The 19,440-nt window shown below is 67.2% G+C and carries 21 protein-coding genes and 1 tRNA gene; 8 read left to right on the forward strand and 14 right to left on the reverse strand.

The features are described from left to right. Nucleotides 1–93: 93 nt before the first annotated feature. Nucleotides 94–169 (reverse strand) — tRNA-Lys (locus AAC997_RS09305). 92 nt (nucleotides 170–261) lie between these two features. Here AAC997_RS09305 and AAC997_RS09310 point away from each other — a divergent pair. Further along, nucleotides 262–612: an Hpt domain-containing protein gene (locus AAC997_RS09310; protein WP_340645416.1), complete on the forward strand. Its 351-nt coding sequence runs from the start codon at nucleotides 262–264 to the stop codon at nucleotides 610–612. Here the strand turns inward: AAC997_RS09310 and AAC997_RS09315 are convergent. The 6 genes from AAC997_RS09315 to AAC997_RS09340 all read right to left on the reverse strand — a co-directional run bounded on the left by AAC997_RS09315 (nucleotide 609) and on the right by AAC997_RS09340 (nucleotide 5,486). Continuing rightward, entirely contained in the window at nucleotides 609–2,042 is a 1,434-nt protein-coding gene (locus tag AAC997_RS09315) for a coniferyl aldehyde dehydrogenase (RefSeq protein WP_340645417.1), read from the reverse strand. The genes AAC997_RS09310 and AAC997_RS09315 overlap by 4 nt on opposite strands. 83 nt (nucleotides 2,043–2,125) lie before the next feature. Continuing rightward, nucleotides 2,126–2,725 carry a glutathione S-transferase N-terminal domain-containing protein gene (locus tag AAC997_RS09320; protein WP_340645418.1) on the reverse strand — a complete coding sequence of 200 codons (600 nt, stop codon included), beginning with the start codon at nucleotides 2,723–2,725 and terminating at the stop codon, nucleotides 2,126–2,128. After that, complete coding sequence (locus AAC997_RS09325; RefSeq protein ID WP_340645419.1) at nucleotides 2,722–3,768, reverse strand: hypothetical protein; 1,047 nt, start codon at nucleotides 3,766–3,768, stop codon at nucleotides 2,722–2,724. The genes AAC997_RS09320 and AAC997_RS09325 overlap by 4 nt, the downstream gene beginning before the upstream one ends. A 71-nt stretch (nucleotides 3,769–3,839) precedes the next feature. Beyond that, nucleotides 3,840–4,625: a sulfite exporter TauE/SafE family protein gene (locus AAC997_RS09330; protein ID WP_340645420.1), complete on the reverse strand. Its 786-nt coding sequence runs from the start codon at nucleotides 4,623–4,625 to the stop codon at nucleotides 3,840–3,842. Next, nucleotides 4,625–5,158 (reverse strand): rhodanese family protein, encoded by a 534-nt coding sequence (locus AAC997_RS09335; protein ID WP_340645421.1) that lies wholly within the window; start codon nucleotides 5,156–5,158, stop codon nucleotides 4,625–4,627. The genes AAC997_RS09330 and AAC997_RS09335 overlap by 1 nt, the downstream gene beginning before the upstream one ends. Further along, nucleotides 5,115–5,486, reverse strand: coding sequence for a metalloregulator ArsR/SmtB family transcription factor (locus AAC997_RS09340; RefSeq protein WP_340645422.1), 372 nt, complete (start codon nucleotides 5,484–5,486; stop codon nucleotides 5,115–5,117). Before AAC997_RS09340 ends, AAC997_RS09335 begins: the two co-directional genes overlap by 44 nt. A 72-nt stretch (nucleotides 5,487–5,558) precedes the next feature. On the opposite strand from AAC997_RS09340, the gene AAC997_RS09345 reads away from it, so the two are divergent. Beyond that, complete coding sequence (locus AAC997_RS09345) at nucleotides 5,559–6,422, forward strand: MBL fold metallo-hydrolase (RefSeq protein ID WP_340645423.1); 864 nt, start codon at nucleotides 5,559–5,561, stop codon at nucleotides 6,420–6,422. Between the two features lie 7 nt (nucleotides 6,423–6,429). Here the strand turns inward: AAC997_RS09345 and AAC997_RS09350 are convergent, their stop codons facing one another. Beyond that, on the reverse strand, nucleotides 6,430–7,455 hold the full coding sequence (locus AAC997_RS09350; RefSeq protein ID WP_340645424.1) for a hypothetical protein: 1,026 nt from the start codon (nucleotides 7,453–7,455) through the stop codon (nucleotides 6,430–6,432). A 197-nt stretch (nucleotides 7,456–7,652) separates the two neighbouring features. Here AAC997_RS09350 and AAC997_RS09355 point away from each other — a divergent pair, with 197 nt between their 5' ends. The 4 genes from AAC997_RS09355 (at nucleotide 7,653) to AAC997_RS09370 (ending at nucleotide 11,523) form a co-directional block, all read left to right on the forward strand. After that, nucleotides 7,653–8,138 (forward strand): AAA family ATPase, encoded by a 486-nt coding sequence (locus AAC997_RS09355; protein ID WP_340645425.1) that lies wholly within the window; start codon nucleotides 7,653–7,655, stop codon nucleotides 8,136–8,138. A 448-nt stretch (nucleotides 8,139–8,586) separates the two neighbouring features. Further along, nucleotides 8,587–9,648: a glycine zipper 2TM domain-containing protein gene (locus tag AAC997_RS09360; RefSeq protein ID WP_340645426.1), complete on the forward strand. Its 1,062-nt coding sequence runs from the start codon at nucleotides 8,587–8,589 to the stop codon at nucleotides 9,646–9,648. Between the two features lie 157 nt (nucleotides 9,649–9,805). After that, nucleotides 9,806–10,531 (forward strand): glutathione S-transferase N-terminal domain-containing protein, encoded by a 726-nt coding sequence (locus AAC997_RS09365; protein ID WP_340645427.1) that lies wholly within the window; start codon nucleotides 9,806–9,808, stop codon nucleotides 10,529–10,531. Continuing rightward, complete coding sequence (locus tag AAC997_RS09370) at nucleotides 10,531–11,523, forward strand: 2-oxoglutarate and iron-dependent oxygenase domain-containing protein (RefSeq protein ID WP_340645428.1); 993 nt, start codon at nucleotides 10,531–10,533, stop codon at nucleotides 11,521–11,523. The genes AAC997_RS09365 and AAC997_RS09370 overlap by 1 nt, the downstream gene beginning before the upstream one ends. 96 nt (nucleotides 11,524–11,619) lie before the next feature. Here the strand turns inward: AAC997_RS09370 and AAC997_RS09375 are convergent, their stop codons facing one another. Both AAC997_RS09375 and AAC997_RS09380 read right to left on the reverse strand, forming a co-directional pair. Then, a complete protein-coding gene (locus AAC997_RS09375) occupies nucleotides 11,620–12,822 on the reverse strand; it encodes an aspartyl protease family protein (protein ID WP_340645429.1) in 1,203 nt (400 codons plus the stop codon). 96 nt (nucleotides 12,823–12,918) lie between these two features. Continuing rightward, nucleotides 12,919–14,571 carry an amidohydrolase gene (locus AAC997_RS09380; protein WP_340645436.1) on the reverse strand — a complete coding sequence of 551 codons (1,653 nt, stop codon included), beginning with the start codon at nucleotides 14,569–14,571 and terminating at the stop codon, nucleotides 12,919–12,921. A 213-nt stretch (nucleotides 14,572–14,784) separates the two neighbouring features. Here AAC997_RS09380 and AAC997_RS09385 point away from each other — a divergent pair, with 213 nt between their 5' ends. Then, a complete protein-coding gene (locus AAC997_RS09385; protein ID WP_340645430.1) occupies nucleotides 14,785–15,429 on the forward strand; it encodes a DUF47 domain-containing protein in 645 nt (214 codons plus the stop codon). 4 nt (nucleotides 15,430–15,433) lie between these two features. Further along, on the forward strand, nucleotides 15,434–16,447 hold the full coding sequence (locus AAC997_RS09390) for an inorganic phosphate transporter (RefSeq protein ID WP_340645431.1): 1,014 nt from the start codon (nucleotides 15,434–15,436) through the stop codon (nucleotides 16,445–16,447). A gap of 6 nt (nucleotides 16,448–16,453) precedes the next feature. On the opposite strand, the gene AAC997_RS09395 is transcribed toward AAC997_RS09390, so the two are convergent. From AAC997_RS09395 to AAC997_RS09410, 4 genes are all read right to left on the reverse strand, one after another. Next, on the reverse strand, nucleotides 16,454–17,173 hold the full coding sequence (locus AAC997_RS09395) for a sulfotransferase (RefSeq protein WP_340645437.1): 720 nt from the start codon (nucleotides 17,171–17,173) through the stop codon (nucleotides 16,454–16,456). 95 nt (nucleotides 17,174–17,268) lie between these two features. Then, nucleotides 17,269–17,949, reverse strand: a complete 681-nt coding sequence (locus tag AAC997_RS09400; RefSeq protein WP_340645432.1) for an HAD hydrolase-like protein — start codon at nucleotides 17,947–17,949, stop codon at nucleotides 17,269–17,271. A gap of 4 nt (nucleotides 17,950–17,953) precedes the next feature. Next, nucleotides 17,954–19,078, reverse strand: coding sequence for a membrane dipeptidase (locus tag AAC997_RS09405; protein WP_340645433.1), 1,125 nt, complete (start codon nucleotides 19,076–19,078; stop codon nucleotides 17,954–17,956). After that, the coding region (locus tag AAC997_RS09410; protein WP_340645434.1) for an amidohydrolase family protein at nucleotides 19,075–19,440 on the reverse strand (366 nt) is incomplete at its 5' end. The genes AAC997_RS09405 and AAC997_RS09410, both read right to left, overlap by 4 nt.

Here is a 19,440-nt window from a genome sequence, read left to right on the forward strand (position 1 = left end):
ACGGACCTCAAGGTCAGCGAGGCGGGCTGATACCCCAGTGGGACCCACCAGCATTGTGCCGGGGACCAAACTACCACCAAGTCTTTGAAAGAATGGTGGGTGCAGTAGGATTCGAACCTACGACCCGCTGATTAAGAGTCAGCTGCTCTACCAACTGAGCTATGCACCCGTACCGTTCGAAGCCCGCGAGGGCCTAGCGGCAAGGGCGCGGAACATACTTGAAGCCTCGCTGAAAGCAAGGCGGCTAAGGGGACGAATTTTTTGGCCAGGCGAGACCTCACCGGCGCGGTGGATTTTGCGTACCTCGAAGACTTCGCGGCCGGCGATACGGGCGTCGTGGACGAGGTCCTGGCCCTGTTCCGCGAGCAGGCCAATCTGTGGTCGGCGATGCTCGATTCCACCAGCGAGGGCTGGCTCGACGCGGTCCACACCATCAAGGGCGCGGCGCGCGGCGTCGGGGCCTTCCAGCTGGGCGACGCCTGCGAGGTGGCCGAGCAACAGGGCGCGGTGCGCCTGGAAAGCGTGCGGGTCGCCCTCCAGGCCGCGCTGAGCGACGTCGCCGCCTATGCCCACGAACGGGCGCTGCAGTCCCTCAAGACCCCCAGGGGTTAGCGCTTCATCGCCCCGTCGAGATACTTGCGGATGCCGGGGCCGTAGGGCGGGCGCATCTGCACCAGGGGCCCGATGTCCTTCTTGATCTGGGTGTAGACGGCCTTGCGGTGACTGAACTCGCGGAAACCGTCGACCCCGTGATAGCTGCCCATGCCGGAGGGCCCGACGCCGCCGAAGGGCAGTTCCTCCTGGGCCACGTGGAAGACCACATCGTTGATGGTCACACCGCCGGCCGTGGTGCCGTTCAGCACCTTTTCCTTCTCGGCCGCGTCGTCGCCGAAATAGTAGAGGCCGAGCGGGCGGTCGTGGGCGTTGACGTAGGCGATGGCCTCATCGACCCCGCCATAGGTCTTCACCGGCAGGACCGGGCCGAAGATTTCCTCCTGCATCACCTTCATATCGTCGGTGGGGTCGATGATCAGGGTCGGCGCGATCTTCCGGTGCTCCTGCTGGCTCAGGTCCTCGCCCTCGGGCTTCATCTCGATGATCCGCGCGCCCTTGGCTCGGGCGTCGTCCACATAGCCCTTGATGCGGTCATAGTGCCGATCCGCCACGATGGCGGTGTAGTCGGGATTGTCGCGGATCGTCGGGAACATCTTGGCGACCGCCCCCTGGGCGTGGCCGATGAAGTCCTCGAGTTGGTCGCGCGGGGCCATGACGTAGTCGGGCGCCAGGCAGATCTGGCCGGCGTTCAGCGTCTTGCCGTTCATCACCCGCGCCGCGGCCGTGGCCATGTCGGCCGACTTGCCCAGGATCACCGGACTCTTGCCGCCCAGTTCCAGAGTCAGGGGCACGAGGTTGGCCGAGGCGGCCTTCATCACATGGCGGGCGATGGCCGTGGCGCCGGTGAAGATCAGGTGGTCGAAGGCCAGCTCCGAGAAGGCCTGCCCCACCTCCGGCCCGCCGGTGATCACCGCGATCTCCTCGTCGGAGAAGACGCTGGAGAACATCACCGCCATCAGTTCGGAGGTCGCGGGCGTGAACTCCGACGGCTTGATCATCGCCCGGTTGCCGGCGGCCAACACCCCAGCCAGGGGCGCGAAGGTCAGGTTCACCGGGAAGTTCCAGGGGCTGATGATGCCGATCACCCCCTTGGGCTGGAAGCGCACCTCGGCCTTGGCGCCGAACAGGCCCAGGATCGCCGGGGTGGTCTTGCGCTTCTCGGGCTTCATCCACTTGGTCAGGCTGTCGCGGGCATGCTTCAGCGGCCCGATGGAGGCGGCGATGTCGGTGAAGGCGGTGGCCTCCCGCGAGCGGGAGCCGAAGTCGGTGTTGAGCGCCTCCTCGATGGCCTTGCGGTTGTCGATGAGCAGGCCGATGCAGCGGTCGATCCGCGCGATCCGCTGCTGCGCGGTGGGCGCGCCGTCGCGCAGGTGGGCGGCCTTCTGCTTGGCCAGCAGGGCGTTCATCGTGGCGTCGTCGTGGGCCATGGTCGTCTGTCCTCCGGGCGTCGGCGGGCTCTTGTGTCGGCCGCCGTGACGCGAGCCTAGCAGGCTTTCCGCTTGCCGTGGGGTCAGGCCGGGACGGTGCTTTTCAGCGACGGCCGCTCGGAGATCGCGGCGAAGAACACCGCCAGTTGCGGATGCGTCGCGCGCCAGCCGTTGTCGGGGAAGCGCAGGTCCAGATAGCCCAGGGCGCAGGCCACGCAGATATCGCCGAGGCCCGGGTTGGCGGCGTCTCTGGCCGAGGTTTCCAGCAGGTCCAGCGCGCGTTCGATCTTGGCCGACTGCCCCGCCAGCCATTCGGACCAGCGCAGCCCCTCCGGTCGCATGGCCAGCTCGTAGCGGCTGAGCAAGGCCGCATCGAGGATACCGTCGCAGGCGGCCTGTTCCACCAGCACCGCCCAACGGGCGTCGCCAGAGCGAGGCGCCATCGCCCTGTCGGTCAGGTTGTCGAGATAGTCGACAATCACCCGGCTGTCATAGATCGCCCGACCGTCCTTGAGCACAAGCGTGGGGATCTTGGCCAGGGGGTTTGCGGCCGCCAGCACGGGATCGGCGGCCTGTGACGGATTGGCGCCGACCATCACCGCCTCGAGGGCGATCCCCAGCTCCTGGGCGCAGATCCGGACTTTCCGCGCATAGGGCGAGGTCGGAGAGAAGAGAAGTTTCATGCCAAGGCTCCTCGGGCGGTTGCATCAACGTCGACGCTCCCGGAACGGCGCCATCGTGTCGGGTCGGCCAGCAGATCGAGATACGCTGTCCGGATCGCCTCAACGGGCGCGTCCCACATATTGGGCGGCGGGACTGAGCGCGCCAGCAAGTTCATGCAGGCGTTGGCCTCGAACAGCAGCATCCGGCCGTCCTCATCGAGGTGGCAGTCAATGCCGAAGACGTCGAGCCCGAGGCGCCGGGCGATCTCAAGCACCGCGGGCGCGACCCTGGGCAGCAGATCGGCCTCGAAGCTCGCCAGCCGCGCCTCTTCATCGGCCTCCGTGCCCGACGCCTGGCTATCTGCGTGGAGCAGCCAAGTGTCGCCGATGATGACATGACGCAGGATGATCTGCTCCCCGATCACGGCGAGGCGATACTTACGATGCACGCCATCTGGGTCGGCGAAGGGCCGAAACTCGGTGACGTAGACCTGGGCATGGCAAATCCAGGCGGCGCCGAGCCGCTGAAGGGCACAAGGGCTCTCAACCCGCAGCAGGTCCTTGCCGCCGTGGGCGCCGACCGGGCGGAACAGCAACGGATAGGTCATGCCCCTATCCGCGATCATTCGGGCCAGCTCCGGCGGTCCGGATGCCATCAGGCGCGCCGTTCTGGGAACCACCACCCCGGGTATGCCCTCCAAAGCCGCGGCGACCATCTCGCGACCTGAGCGCAGGACAGCCTCCGGAGAGTTCAGGCAGGGCCGCCCCATGGCGGAAACGACACGTTCGGCCTTGGCCAGGGCGACGCTGTAGATGTCGGGGTCGGCGAGGTAGTTGACCAGTGGGGCGGCTTCGATCCGCAGATTCATCGGTCCGGCCGGCGGGCCAAACCAGATTTCCCGAGCGCCGGCGAACTGCTCACCTAGGTAATCCAGATAGCTGCAGGTCCCGGAATAGACATAGGTGGGCCGCCGAAGCAGGCCGCGTCCCTGGGCCTGCACCATCCCATCATCAGGGATCCCCATGAGCAGGATGTAGGTTCCAAACGCCGCATCGGTTCGCAATTTACTGAGACTCTTCAATGAAACACGGGGCGCCGATGGCCTTGCCCGGCACGAAAGTCCAGGCGCCAGACCTAGCCCAGAACATGTAAGGCGCGGGCGGCTACATAAGCTGCGGTGGCGATGACGAAGAGCGCGAAGACCTGGCGCGCGACCGTGGCCCGCGACTCCAGGGCCCGGGCGACGGGACCGCCGGCCAGCGCGCCGAGACCACCGCCCGCGACCAGGGCCACGAAGACCGGCAGGTCGATCTGGCCGGAGACCGCGTAGCTGGCGCTGGTGGCGCCGCCGAAGACCACTACCGAGAGCAGGGAAGAGGCAGCGGCGTGGGCCATGGTCATGCCGGTCGCCGCCATCAGCCCCGGTACGATCAGGAATCCTCCGCCGATGCCGAAGAAGCCCGCCGCCAACCCGACCAGGAGGCCGAGCGGCGCCAGCTTGGCGGTGAGGGCGGGAGTCAGGGTGACGAAGGGATCGCCCGTCCCCTTGCGCGGGACCAGCATCGAACCACCCACCACGGCCATGGCCGCGGCGAACCATAGGATGAGTTGCTCGCCCGGCGCCTGCTTGGCCAGGTGTGCGCCGACAAGTGAGCCGACAATGCCCGCCGCGGCGAACACGCTGGCGCAGCGCCACTTCACCCGCCCGGCGCGGGCTTGGGCGCTCAGGCCCACCAGGGCGTTCACCGCCACGGCGGCGGCCGAGGTGCCGATGGCCACGTGAGGGTCGCGGACGCCGACCACATAGATCAGCAGCGGGGTCGCCAGGACCGACCCCCCGCCCCCGAACACCGAGAGCAGCAGGCCGATCACCGCCCCGCCCACCGCCGCGAGACCGAGACTGAGAAGTGGCACGTCCATCAGGTCGCCGCGCGACGGTTCCAGGGCGCGAGAGCCAGCAGGTTGGCCATGCCGCAGAAGCCGGTGGCCCCGGCGAAGGTCAGGCCCGCGCCCACGAAGGCCGAGAGCGCGAGGAAGCCCGGGTGGACGCTCACGCCAAGGACGACCCCGATCACCACCAGCGATCCGGCGGCGATCTGCACCTGCCGCATGATCTCCAGGGGCGCCTTCTCGTCGGTTTCCACCGGCAGGCCGGCGGCGGCCCAGCCGTCCACCCCGCCTTCCAGCACGAAGGCTTCGCCATCGACGGTGTCGGCGAGCCGGGCGCAATTGGCCCCGGTGCGCATGCCCGAGCGACAGGTGAACACCACATCGCGGCCGGGTTCGATCTTCAGGTGGGCCGCTTCGAGGGACGAGAGCGGGCGGGACAGGGCGCCCTTGATATGACGGCGGGCGAACTCGTCGGGTTCGCGGATGTCCACCAGCATGGCGGCCCGGCGGCTCAGGCGGTCAGCGAGGGTTTCGGGGGAGAGGTTCGTCAGGGTGGCGGTCATGGATCAACTTCATGTCTGGAGGACAGAATATCTCCGCGAGCGTCGCCACCACCGCGATCGCGGCCGGGTCGTCGATCCGATACCAGATGGTCTGACCGTCGCGGCGGGTGGCCACGACGCCCTCTTCCCGCAACACCGCGAGGTGCTGGGACAGAGCCGATTGAGAGAGGCCCACCAGGGGCTGTAGCTCCCCGACAGACCGCTCACCGCCGGTGAGCTGGCACAGGATCATCAGACGCCGCTCGTTGCCCAGGGCCCTCAGCAGCTTGGCCGCTTCGGAGGCCCGGGCCTCGAACAGGGTGATGTCGAAGTTCGTGAGATCGAACATGACGCCTTTATATCAGTTGATTCTAATTTAGCAATATCTTATATATCGAACCTCAAGAGGAAGGCTCCGATCATGACCCCCAAGGTTCAAGCGTTTTTCGACCCCGCGACCTCGACGGCCACCTATCTGGTGTCAGATCCCACGTCACAGGCATGCGCGATCATCGACCCTGTGCTGGACTTCGAACCCAAGGGCGCGCGCCTTTCCACCGCCTCGGCCGACGCCGTGCTGGCGGCCGTCGCCGAGCAGGGCCTGACGCTCACCTATGTCCTGGAAACCCACGCCCACGCCGATCACCTTACGGCCGCCCACCACATCCGCCACCTGACCGGGACACCGGTGGTGATCGGCGCCGAGATCACTCAGGTCCAGAAGGCCTTCGGGCCGCTGTTCGAGGTGGAGGACCTGAAGGCCGCCGGCGGGGACTTCGACCGTCTGGTCCGCGAAGGCGACGTCCTGCCCCTGGGGGACCTGAGCATCGAGGTGATGCACACCCCCGGTCACACTCCGGCCTGCGTCACCTACAGGATCGGCGACGCGGCCTTTGTCGGCGACACCCTGTTCATGCCCGACTACGGAACCGCGCGGGCCGACTTCCCCGGCGGCGACGCCGCCACCCTCTATCGCTCGATCCAGAAGATCCTCGCCCTGCCGCCCCAAACCCGTGTCTTCGTCGGCCACGACTATCTGCCTGCCGGCCGCGGCGAGATCCGGTGGGAGACCACCGTGGCCGAAGAGAAGGCGCACAATGTCCACGTCCATGAGGGTGTCGACGAGGCGGCCTTCGTGGCCATGCGCCATGCCCGGGACGCCACTCTGGACCCGCCGACCCTGATCCTGCCTGCCCTGCAGGTGAACATCCACGCCGGCGCCCTGCCCGCCCCCTCAGCGGCGGGCCGTGTGTTCCTGAGGCTGCCGGTCACGATGGCGGAGTAGCCGGCGGTCACCCGGTCGGGAACCGTTCGCCCTGGCGCCTCCAGCGCTCCGGGTGGGCCAGAAGGTCCAGGAGGGCCGTTCGCACGGCGGCCACCGGCGCCTCCCACATGTTGGGGGGCGGCATGGTGCGCAGCAGCAGGCTCATGCAGGCGTTAGCCTCGAAGATCAGAAGGCGGCCATCGGCGTCGAGGTGGCAGTCGATACCGAAGAGATCCAGCGAGAGCCGCCGGGCGATTTCCGCGACCGCCGGGGCGATCCTCGGCAGGACTTCGCTCTCGAAGGCGGCAAGGCGCGCGGCCTCGTCGGCTCGGGTCGCCTCGGACTGGCGGGCGGCGTGCAGCAGCCAGTCATCGCCGATGACCACAGAGCGCAGAACGACCTTGTCACCCACCACCGCCAGACGGTGTTTACGATAGACTCCGTCTGGGTCGGCGAAGTCGTGGAATTCCGTCACATAGACCGGGGCGTCGAACATCCAGGCCGCGACCCGGTCGGCAAGTCCCTCCGAGGTGTCGATCCGCAGCAGCCGCTGGCCGCCGTGGGCGCCGACGGGTCGAATGAGCAACGGGTAGGTCAGGCTCAGGTCCCGGAGCATCACGGTCAGCGACCGGAGATCGGAGGGCGCCAGCCGGACGGTTCTCGGCGCGACAACGCCGTCGAGCCCCGACAGGGCCTCAGCCACCCGGTCACGGCCATTGGCGAGCACAGCGTCCGGAGCGTTGAAGCAGGGACCGCCAAGGGCGTCAGCCACCCGACGCGCCTTGTCCAGGGCTACGCCATAGAGATCGGGATCGGCCAGGTGATTGACCATCGGCCCTGAGGGAATGTTCAGGCTGATCGGCCCCGACGGCGGGCCGAACCACAGTTGCTGGGCGCCGTTGAGGCGGCCATCGAGATAGTTCAGAAAGCTTGCGGTGCCCGGAAAATTGTAGCTGGGCCGATTCAACAACCCCTCCCCCACCGCCATGACCATGCGGTCATCAGGGATGCCCATGAAGACGATGTAGTTCGAGAAATCGACCTCGGGCGGCAAGGCGCGAAACTCCTCAGGGTGCAGGCGCGGCGGGTGAACTGCCCGTAGATGAAGGTCGTGTCCAGGCCTGGAGCCGGAGGGCTTCCCTCGCAGCCTGAATCCGGCTCCAAATTTTGAAATTGAGTACGATGCGTTCCGGCAATTCCGCCTGAACGCATCGTACTCCAGCCGGCTTTCGATGGATCGCGTTTCAGACCATGCTGGCGCCCGTGACCCGCATCATCCTCCTGGGCTGCGCCGGCAGCGGCAAGACCACCCTGGCGCGGCGGCTGGCGGAGCAGACCGGCGCGCCGGTGATCGACCTGGATGCGATCTGGCGCGGCAAGACCCAGGAGACGCCGGAGTTCCGCCAGACGCTGGCGACCCTGCATGCCGCTGACGCCTGGATCAGCGACGGCAATTTCGCGGTGGTGACCTTCGACTTGCGGATGCCGCGCGCAGACCTGGTGGTCTGGCTGGACCGCCCTCGTCTCACCTGCGCGTGGAGGGCCGTCGTGCGGGTGTTCCGGAAGGGCGAGATGCACAAGCCCCGCGATCTCCTCACCGTGCTGAGGTTCATCTCGGGCTTCGACCGCCAGAACCGCCCGCGCATCGAGGCGCTGCGCCTCCAATTCGGACCAGGCGTCCCTGTCGTCCGGCTGCGGACCGACGCCGACATTGCAGCCTTTGTGGCCGCACTCTGATCGTCACTTCCGCTTCGCGCGCCTACTGGCTCACTGGAACGAAGAAAAAGTGCGGCCGGTAGCGCCTCCGCCGTTCAGGAAGTAGGGACTGTGGCCGCGATCCCCGCCGTCGACCAGAAGACCGCCCAAGAGCCGCCTGGGGCCTGTCGCAGCGACCCGGCGTGACGGAGGTCTGGATCTAACCGCGCCCTCGATGGCCGGGTGATCGCCGATGCCATGCGCTGGACAAGGGCCATACTGAGGGCCGGGAGCCGAGGATTGCGGAGGAACTGCTCAGGCTGATGGTGTCGGCGCCCGGCGGGAAGGTTCCGACGGCGGGATAGGCTTTCGGCCCTCCCTCCAGGTGCGCGACCCCAGGGCTCAGCACGCGGGCCTGAGGAACCGCCACCATGCCACGGCGTTGGGTTGGGCAACGGACGGACACATGTCCCACCAAGGAGCTCCCCCAATGCGTAAGACCCTTCTCGCCGCCGGCATCGCCGCCGCCGCCCTGTTGCCGACCTTCGCGCTCGCCCAGCAGACCTGCGAACAACAGCAGCAAAACAATCGCATCGCTGGCACCGTGATCGGCGCCGGCCTCGGCGCCATCCTCGGCAGCCAGGTGTCCGGCAACGGCGCCCGCACCGAAGGTTCGGTGGTTGGCGCCCTGGCGGGCGGCTTCGCCGGCAACCAGATCGCCAAGTCCAAGACCAACTGCGCCAGCGCCAACGCCTATGGCTACTACGACACCAATGGCGCCTGGCATGCCAACAACGTCGATCGCGCCAGCGCCGCAGGCTACTATGACCGTGACGGTCGCTGGGTCGACGGCGCTCCGAACGGCTACTACGACAGCCAGAACCGCTGGATCGCCGCCAACACCAACGCCTCCGCCAGCGGCTATTATGACCGCAACGGCCGCTACGTGCCCGCCTCCGCCGGCGGCTACTACGACGCAAACGGCCAGTGGGTCGGCGCCTCGGCCAGCGGCTATTACAGCAACGGCCGCTGGATCGCCGGTCCCGCGACGGGCCGCTATGACGCAAATGGTCGCTGGATCGACGGTCAGCCTGCTGGTCACCGCGCCGCAAACGGCATGTGGGTGGCCGACGCCCAGACTGGCTACTACGACACCAACGGCCGCTGGCGCGCCGGACAGACCTACGGCTACTACGACGCCCAGGGCCGCTGGATCGCCACAGCCCCTTCGGCCTCCAACTACGGCCAGAACGCCAGCTATCAGGCCAACTCCGGTTGGGCGAGCGCCCCGCAGGACATCCAAGGCCGCATGGCCTGGCTTGAAGAGCGCGTCCGCATTGGCACGCAGGACGGCAGCCTTTCCCGCGCCGAGGCCCGAAACGCTCGGCAGTCGCTTGACCAGATCAGCCGCCAGGAACGTGGCATGCGCCACTACCGGAACGGCCAGCTGGGCAGCCGCGACAGCGCGATCATCCAGGCCAAGCTTGAGTTGGTGGCCAAGGGCATCCGCGCCGACCGTCGTGACAACAATGATCGGCCGCGCGGCTACTAGAATTCCGATTTCGGCCTGAACCGCCGATGATGCTGCAGGCCCCTGGCGATGCCGGGGGCCTGTTTGCGTTTGGGCTGAGCGGCTCGTCAGAATTTGTGGGTTGAGGCGTCGGTCCTCGGGCCTAGGCTGGGCTGATTGATTTCCCGCGAGGCTCCATATGTTCGATCTCCATTACTGGCCGACCCCGAACGGCAAGAAGGTCACCACCCTGCTGGAAGAGCTGGGGGTTCCCTACAACGTCGCGCCGGTGAACATCGGCCGCGGCGACCAGTTCACCGACGCCTATCTGAAGATCGGCCCCAACAACCGGATGCCGGTGCTGGTGGATCACGAGCCGACGGGCGGCGGCGAGCCGATCAGCGTGTTCGAGAGCGGCTCAATCATGATGTACCTGGCCGAGAAGTACGGGAAATTCTGGCCTCAGGACCAGCGCGGCAAGTACGAGGTCAACCAGTGGGTTGTCTGGCAGATGGCCAACCAGGGCCCCAAGACCGGCGAGCGCGGGCACTTCAGCCGCGTCGATCCCAAGCATGGCGACCAGTCCTACGCCCAGCGACGCTTCAACGACGAGGTTCACCGCATGTACGGGGTGCTGAACAACCGGCTCTATGACCGCCCGTGGATCGCCGGCGACGACTACTCGATCGCCGACATGATCTGCTACCCGTGGACCGCCAGCTGGGAACTGCAGGGCATCGACATGGCGGAGTTCAAGTATTTCAAGCGCTGGTTCGATGTGATGGCCGCCCGGCCCGCCGTGGTGAAGGGCATGGCGGTCACCGCCGGCCCGCCCGAAGACCCCTCCACGGTGACCCCGGAGGAGCGCGAGCGCCGCATGAAGCAGCTCTACAACCAGCGCGCCCGGCCAGCCCCCGCCGCCTGATGGAGACCCTTCCCGTCATCGAGATGAGCGCCCTGTTCGACCGCGCAGACGCGGCCGGTCGGGCCCGGGTGGCGGGGGAAATCGCCCGCGCCTGTGAGGCGCACGGGTTCTTCTACCTCACAGGGCACGGGATCAGTCTGGAGGTCCTGGCCAACCTGGAGACCCAGAGCCGCGCGTTCTTCGCCCTGCCGAAGGCCGAGAAACTGAAGATCGACATGGCGCGCGGAGGGCGGGCTTGGCGGGGGTTCTTCCCGGTGGGCGGAGAGCTGACCTCCGGCGTGCCGGACCTGAAGGAAGGACTCTATCTCGGGACCGACCTCCCGACGGACCATCCCCGTGTGAAGGCCCACCTGCCCATGCACGGCGCCAATCTTTGGCCCGACGCCCTGCCCGGCCTGAAGGTCGCCGCCGAGACCTATATGACCGGGGCGACCCGGGCCGCGACTGCGCTGATGGAGGGGTTCTCAATCAGCCTGGGCCTTGAGGACGACTACTTCCGCGACACCTATACCCACGAGCCGACGGTGCTGTTCCGTATCTTCAACTATCCCGCCCAGGGCCCGCATGCCGACGCTCGATCCTGGGGCGTGGGTGAGCATACCGACTATGGCCTGCTGACCCTGCTGGCGCAGGACCGGTTCGGCGGGTTGCAGGTCAAGGCGCCCGGGGGCTGGATCGAAGCGCCGCCGATCGAGGGCGCCCTGGTCTGCAACATCGGCGACATGCTGGAACGGCTGACCGGCGGCCGCTATCGCTCCACGCCCCATCGGGTGAAGAATGTGAGCGGGCATGACCGCCTGTCCTTCCCGCTGTTCTTCGATCCGGATTTCACCGCGAAGATGGCGCCCCTCCCCGGCGTGGCGGCGACCACCGGCGCGGAGGATCGCTGGGACGGCGCCAGTGTCCACGATTTCGACGGGACCTATGGCGAGTACCTGCTGAGCAAGGTCGTCAGGGTGTTCCCGAACCTGGTGGACGAGGCGCGGGGCTAGAAGAGGCGCTCCTGCTGGAGAAAGGCGCGAAGGGGGCCTCGGCTCTCTCTTTCCCGGGCCGCAGCGGACCCGACGTCAACTTCAGGCGGGCGCCCGCTAGATCACATCGGCCAGTATCACCGCCACCATCTGCCGCTTGCCATCTCGCTCCACCTGAATCTCGACGGTGGATCCCGGCGCGCCCCGCAGCGCCCAGGACAGGCCCTCAAGGCCGTCGGCGCCACGCCAGCCCGTCACCCGGTCGCCCAGTTTCAGGCCGGCGAGATCCGCAGGCCCACCGGGGTTCAGTTCCGTGACCCGGGGGACGCCTTCAATGAACCCGACCTCGGCTCCAGCGCGGTCATAGCGATAGCCGTCAGCGATGGCGGCATTGGGACGAATCCATAGTTTCCGCCGCTGTGGATCGCTGATGAAGTTGAGGCGGCGCAGAAACTCCATGCCGATCAACCCCACCTCGCTGCGCGACCCGTCGCGCCCGCTGTCGGCCGGATCACCCAAGGAGACAATGGGATTGGCGAAGACCAGCTTGCCGATTTTCAGCCGCTCGGCGCGAATGGTCCGGGTGTTGGCATGCCCCGCCAGAGTCCGGATCCCCCCAGGTTGGTGTTTGGGAAACTGATCCCACAACCCCATGCGCTTCACATAGTCGGGGAAAAGGAAAAGCCCCAAGCTCGCGCCGGTATCGACCAGCAACTTGACCCGCTCGCCGTTGAATTCGGCGTCGATCACCGGAGAGTGGTCCTTGATGAGTTGGTTGTTGTCGTCATTGGTGAAGGCGCCCAGCCGGTCGAGGCTCCCGGCGACGGCGCGCCCAGGGTCAAGATCGAGGGACTCGTAGCCCTCCAGGTCCTTCGGAAACCGGCTGGCGATCAAGACCTGCCGCTTGTCGAAATCCATCCCCATGACCCGGAAGCGCGCCAGGGGGATGATGCCCTGCATCGGCTGCGGCAGATAGGTCATCCCGGCGAGCGGCAGCCAGGGCTCCCGCACCGCGCCACCCAGCACGACGCTCGCGCCGTACACCTGCAAATTCATGCGGCCGATCGCGGCCTGGCCGCTGGACTTACCCTCGCGCCGAAGGCCGAGCTCGCGGGCCTTGGAGTCCAGCACCCCGAACCCGGAAGACCCGGTATCGATCAAGAAGGGCAGCGGCGGGTCCTTGCCATCCAGATGGACCGCGGCCCAGGCCATGTTGCGGGTGACGGCGAAAGGATAGGTGACCCCCTTGTCCGCCGCTGTGGCCACCCCAGGCGCAAAGAGCGCCCCAGCCGCCATCACGTCCCGCCGAGAAAGTCCCATACGCGCCCCCACTCCACTCAAGGTGAAGCTTCGACGCGGGCGACTGCGCCGTCAACCTATCCTTGCGCGGGTCAGGCGCGCACAGTGACGACCACCCTACCTGGCCCGATAGACCACCTTGCCCCCCACCACGGTCATCACGGCGTGGGCCTTGGCGATGTCTGGGAACGGGGCGGTCATTAGGTCCACAGAGAAGACCGAGATATCGGCGGCCTTGCCCACCGCCAGGTCGCCCAGATCCTTCTCCCGGAACACGGCATAGGCCGCGCCCCTGGTGATCATGGAGAGCGCCTGGGGCCGCGTCAGCACCTGGTCCAGGCCCCAGTCGGGACCAGCGAAGCCCTTCAGATCGTGGCGGTAGGTGGCGGCGTAGAACTCCACCAGCGGATCGCCCTTCTCGACGGGCGCATCGGTGCCCGCCGCCATGCGGGCGCCGCTGGCCCAAAGCTCCTGCCAGGCATATGCGCCTTTCAGCCGCGCCTCCCCCAGCCGGGCCGGGGCGAAATAGAGGTCCCCGATGGCATGGGACGGCTGCATTGAGGCGATGACACCCAGGTCGGCGAAGCGGGGGATGTCGGAGGGTGAAATCACCTGGGCATGCTCGATTCGCCATCGGGCGGCCCGCAGTTGCGCCGGGTCGCCGTCGAAGGCGGTCTCGAAGGCGTCCAGCACCAGACGGTTGCCTCGGTCGCCGATGGCGTGGATGGCGATCTGGGCGTGGGATTTTCGCGCCGCCTGCAGGGTCTTGGCGATCACATCGGGCGGCGTCAGCAGCAGACCTGTCCCCGGCGCGTCGTCATACGGCGCCAGCAGGGCCGCGCCCCGCGAGCCCAACGCCCCGTCCATGTAGAGCTTGATGCCGTCCACGCGCACCAGGCCGGTGGGGTCGGTCGACGGCCCGGTTGTCAGCAGGCCCCCCTGGCTGGCCAGGTCCATGAAGTTGTCCACGCGGATCGGCAGGGTCCCGGCAGCCGCCATGTCCTTCAGGATGGCCACGTCCCGGGCCGCGACGCTGACGTTGTGCAGTCCGGTCCAGCCGCGCGACGCGTAGAGGTCCACCGCGCGCTTTGCGGCCTCGCGCATCTGGGCTTCGGAGGTCGGGGGGACCTTGGAGGTCACCAGGGCCTTGGCGTTGTCCACAAGCATCCCTGTGGGCTCGCCCAAGGCGTCGCGCAGGATCTGGCCGCCCGCCGGATCGGGCGTGTCGCGGGTGATGCCGGCCAGGGCCAGCATCCTGGAATTGACCACAATGGCGTGGCCGTCAGCGCGGCCCAGCAGCACCGGGCGGTCGTCGACCACCGCGTCGAGATCCCCGCGGTTGGGGAAACGTTTCTCCGGATAGTGGGTCTCGATCCAGCCACGGCCCGACAGCACCTCGGGGCCCGGATGGGCCAGGGACCAAGCCTTCACCTTGGCGGTCATCTCAGAGATGGAGAGCGTGCCCTCCAGGTTCAGGGTCATCTCCCGCAGGCCGATGCCCATCAGGTGAGCGTGGGCGTCGACGAAGCCTGGATAGGCCGCGGCGCCCTTCAGATCGATGGTCTGGGCCTTGCCGGCCTGTTTGCGCGCCTGCGCCAGGGCCCCGGCAAAGGCCACCTTGCCATCCTTGACCACCAGGGCCTCGACCCTCGGCTGGGCGTCGAGCCCCGTATAGATCGGCCCCCCGAAGATCAGCAGATCGGCGGCCTGGGCGGCGCCGTTCAGGCTGAGCCCGATGATCAGGGCGAAGCAGGCGAGTTGGCGGCGCATGGTCGAGACGATTCCCCCGAATGGTTGCAGCATAGAGCCACGATCTTGTCCGCTCTGGAAACGCCGGAGGCCGAAATGCCGGGGCTTTTGCCGCAACTGCCGCGGGTTTGGCGTCGCGGCGTCATAAATCCATTTCAGCCGAAGCTGCTGACCGGCTATGAGCGCGCCAACGGGGGGCCATCCGGGCCCGGAACATCGGACGGCGGATCGACCATGATGACGTGGTTTCAGGCGATTATGCCGAAGGAACACAAGTTCTTCGATCTGTTCGAAGCCCACGCCGACACCCTGATCTCCGGCGCCCACGCGCTACGCGATGTGCTCAAGGGCGGCGACGCGGTTCTTTCGGACTGCGCACGCGTCATGCACTTCGAGGACCAGGCCGACCACATCACTCGCGACGTGCTGCTGGCGGTGCGACGCACCTTTATCACCCCCTTCGACCGGGGCGACATCAAGGACCTGATCACCTCTCTCGACGACGCCATCGACCAGATGCAGAAGACCGCCAAGGTCGTCATGCTGTTCGAGCTGAAGAGCTTCGAGGCGCCGATGCAAGAGATGGGCGACATCATTGTCCAGGCCGCCGAATTGACCCGTGAGGCCGTCGGCTTGATGGGCAAGATGCGCCAGAATGCTACGCGCCTGAACGAGATTACCGAGCAGATCACCCACATCGAGGACAAGTCCGACCTCCTGTACGACCAGGGCCGCAAGGCGCTGTTCGAGGCCCACCGCCAGGGCGACGCCATGGCCTTCATCGTCGGCGTCGATGTCTACAGCCACCTGGAGAAGGTGCTCGACCGGTTCGAGGATGTGGCCAACCGCATCAGCGGCATCGTGATCGAACAGGTCTGATCGCGTGGATATCGCCGGCTTCACGCCGCTCCTGATCATCCTGATCCTCACAGCGCTGGCGTTCGACTTTCTGAACGGGCTGCACGACGCGGCCAATTCCATCGCCACAATCGTCGCCACGCGGGTGCTGTCGGCCAAGTACGCGGTGATGTGGGCGGCCTTCTTCAACTTCATCGCCTTCCTGTTCTTCGGCCTGCATGTGGCCAAGACCATCGGATCGGGGATCATCGCCCCGGACCTGGTGTCGGACGGGCTGATCTTCGCGGCCCTGGTGGGCGCCATCGCCTGGAACCTGATCACCTGGTGGGCGGGCATCCCGTCCTCGTCGTCGCACGCTCTGGTGGGGGGTCTTGTGGGGGCAGGCCTCGCCAAGGCGGGGTTCAGTTCGGTGGTCTGGGCGGGCCTGAGCAAGACGGTGTTCGCCATCGTGTTGTCCCCCGGCACAGGCTTCCTGCTGGCCATCATCCTGGTGCTGATCGTCTCCTGGACCTTCGTGCGCTTCACACCCTTCGCGGTGGATTCCACCTTCCGGCGTCTGCAGTTCGTCTCGGCCTCGCTCTACTCCCTCGGCCACGGCGGCAACGACGCGCAGAAGACCATGGGGATTATCGCCGCCCTGCTGATCGCCCACGGCATGGGGCCGACAAGCGGCGAGTTCCACGTGCCCCTGTGGGTGGTGTTGTCCTGTCAGGCGGCCATGGCGCTCGGCACCCTGTTCGGCGGCTGGCGCATCGTCCACACCATGGGGTCGAAGATCACCCGCCTGTCGCCGATGCAGGGCTTCTGCGCCGAGACCGGCGGCGCGATCACCCTCTTCGCGGCCACGGCGCTGGGCGTGCCCGTCTCGACAACCCACACCATCACTGGTGCGATCGTCGGCGTCGGCGCGGCCCGGCGGGCGTCGGCGGTGAACTGGGGCGTCGCGCGCGGTATCGTCACCGCCTGGGTCCTGACCATGCCCGCCGCCGCCGCCATTTCCGGCGTGACCTTCTGGCTGGTCGGACGGTGGATGGGCTAGGACGTGTCAGGTCTGATTCACATGTGGGATGGGTAGCGCGCCGAATTCGGGCGGCAGGCCAAGGAAGTCGGTCACCTTCTGGATCGACTCTTCCTTCGTCAGGTCAATCTCAAGAAGCTGCTCAGGGCGCGCCTTGAAGTAGTCCCGGATCGCCGCGTTTCGGCGTTCATAGGCGGCGATATAGTGGTCGCGCTCGAAGAGCTTGTCCCACCGCACCACCTCGGACTGGGGCTCGCCAGGGCGATACGACGGCGGCTCAAGGAGATAGGCATGCACGTGCCCCTCGGCGACATAGCCAGGAAACAGGTAGCTGTCGCCTTCCACCAGAGCCTGGGTGATCGCGCCGGACGGAACTCCATGGCGTTTGGCGGTGAAGGTCTCCAGCGAACGAAACCACGCGGCGGACTCGCGCACGGTGAGAATGAACCGCGAATTCGGGAAGATCGCGTCCAGGGCGACATAGATACTGCCCTGCGCGAAAGGGCTGTCCTGGAAGGCGTCAGCGGTCTGACAGTAGTCGATCAGCGGCTGATATCGGCCGCGCCGCGCGTTGAAGCTCGTAAGCTCCCCAGTCGCCTGGTCCCCGACCTCCAGCCCGCAAAGATGGAAGATGCTCTGGAGACTGGTGGTCCCCGTCTTGTGCCCGCCGATTCCGAACACCTTGTTGAAGGCGCGGCGCGAGGACAGCGCGCGACGCACCGTCGCCAAGTACTGGTCAGGCCCCATTTGCACGTCAGCGGCGCTCCCGGCCGTGCGCCAAGCCCCGGCGCCGACTCAAATTCCTCAGAGAAGGGCAAGATGGCGCCCCAAGCGCCCTTGGCCTAGACCATCGGCCGGTGGAGCCCGCCGCCCGACGGGTCAGAGGCGATGTCGACCAGTTCGGATGGGCGGGAAATGATCCAACGGGCGCCGGCCGTCTCCAGTTCGTCGCGATCGCCGTATCCCCAGAGCACCCCGACTGTCGGAACGCCGTTGGCCTGGGCGCCTAGGACATCCTGGCGACGGTCACCCACCATCAGGCAGCGGTGGGCCGCCAGGTCATGGCGCTTCAGGACGTCGGCGATGAGGGCCGCCTTGTTGTCCAACGCGCCGTCCGGCTCGGAACCATATATTCCCTCAAACGCCGCAGCCTGCTCGAGATGCTCGAGAATGCGCCGCGCGAAGACCGTGCGCTTCGACGTCGCGACGTAGAGAGGTAGGCCTGCGAATTGCGCCAGCATCGCTGAAACGCCGGGATAGAACTCGGTCGCCCGGTATCCCTCCGCTCCATAGTGCTCTCGGTAGGCCAGCACCGCCTCAGCCACCCGGTCGTCGCCGAAGCGCTTGAGAAATGCGGTCATCACCTCCTCCAGCGGCGGCCCGATAAGCTCGGCGATGCTGAAGTCGATGGGTTCGTGGCCGAGCGCCGCAAGGGCGGCCTCCGCGCTCGCACGGATGCCGGGCTCGGAGTCCACCAGCGTGCCGTCCAGATCAAAGAGGATCGCTGTGGGTCGTCCGGCCATGTCCCTAACCCCAGGCCCGCGCGGCGTAGTCCACGAAGTTCGAACCGAGGATCTTGTCGATCACCCGGGGCTTGACGCCTCGCGCGGCCAGCAGTCGGGCCAGCTTGCGGAACTGGTCCACGCCGCGCAGGTCCACCACGAAGGGATAGGTGTCGGCGCGTTCCCCCTTGGCGCCGATGCCGGCCGCCTGACGCTCGGCGATCTCCTTCTCCAGCGCCCCCTGATAGGCGGCCAGGTCATCGATGCCGGTGACGGAGCCGTCCGTGCCGATCCCCACATGATCCTCACCGCAGACCTTGAGCGCGTGGGCGATGTGATCCACAACGTCGGCGGCCTTGGGATGGCCGTCCAGGGTCAGGAAAGGCATGAAATAGATGCCCACGAAGCCCCCCTGCTCCGCCACGCCCCGTAGTTCGGCGTCGGTCTTGTTGCGCGGCAGGTCGGTGAGCGCCCGGCAGCCGGTGTGGTTGATGGAGATGGGCGCCTTGGATGCGGCGATGACGTCCAGGCAGGTGCGCTCGCCGGAGTGGGATAGGTCCACCATCACCCGGGCCTCATTGAGCTTGGCCACCACCTTGCGGCCCTGCTCGGTCAGGCCCCGATTGGCCGGGGCCATGGCGCCGTCACCCAGGATGTTCTGCGGATTGTAGGTGAGCTGGATGACCCGCACCCCACGGCCGGCGAACTCGTCCACCCGCTCCAGATGCTCGCCCACCTGGACGGCGTTCTGGAGGCCGTAGATCAGCCCGATCTTGCCGCTGGCCCTAGCCTTGGCGACGTCGGCGGCCTTGGTGATCCTTGTCAGGTCGGCGGGGTGGGCGGCAAGGATGGCGTCCCAGGAGTCGAGCGCCTTCAGCGTCTCCACATAGGGATCGCCCCCGCCGAAGACGTAACCCAAGGTGATGTTCACCGCCGTGAGGCCCGAAGCCTTGGCGTCGCCGAGGGCTCGCGCGTCAAGGTCGGCGTCCACCGACGGCGGCGGGCCTGCGCGGCCGATGGCCAAGTTCGGGTTGGCCAGCCCGCCCAAGGCGTTGACGATGATCGGATCGCCGGCGGCCATCGCAGGTCTGACCGCCGTGGCGGCCAGGGCGCCGGCCGCGAGGGTGAGCGTGGTGCGACGCGATATCATTCGGGTTCCTTGCGCGCCGCGGCGTCGCTGCTGGGGTCATAGTCGGCGCGGCGATAGTCCACCCCACGCTTCACCGTGAGGACGACGGTGCGCAGGGCTGCAATGTCGGCGCTGGGGTCCTTGGAGACAAAGACCAGGTTGGCCAGCTTGCCCGACGCGATGGTTCCGAAGTCAGGGTCCTTGGTCACCGCGCGCGCGCCGCCCAAGGTGGCCGCCGAGATCGCCTGCAGCGGCGTGAAGCCCGCCTTGGCGACCAGCAATTCCAGTTCGTCGTGCAGACCGGGATAGGCCGCGTCCGGCTCGGAGAAGCCGTCGGTGCCCGCCGAGATCACGACACCCGCGCGCAGGGCCTGGTTGGTGAG

It is taken from the genome of Phenylobacterium sp. (assembly GCF_037968635.1).
GTDB lineage: Bacteria > Pseudomonadota > Alphaproteobacteria > Caulobacterales > Caulobacteraceae > Phenylobacterium.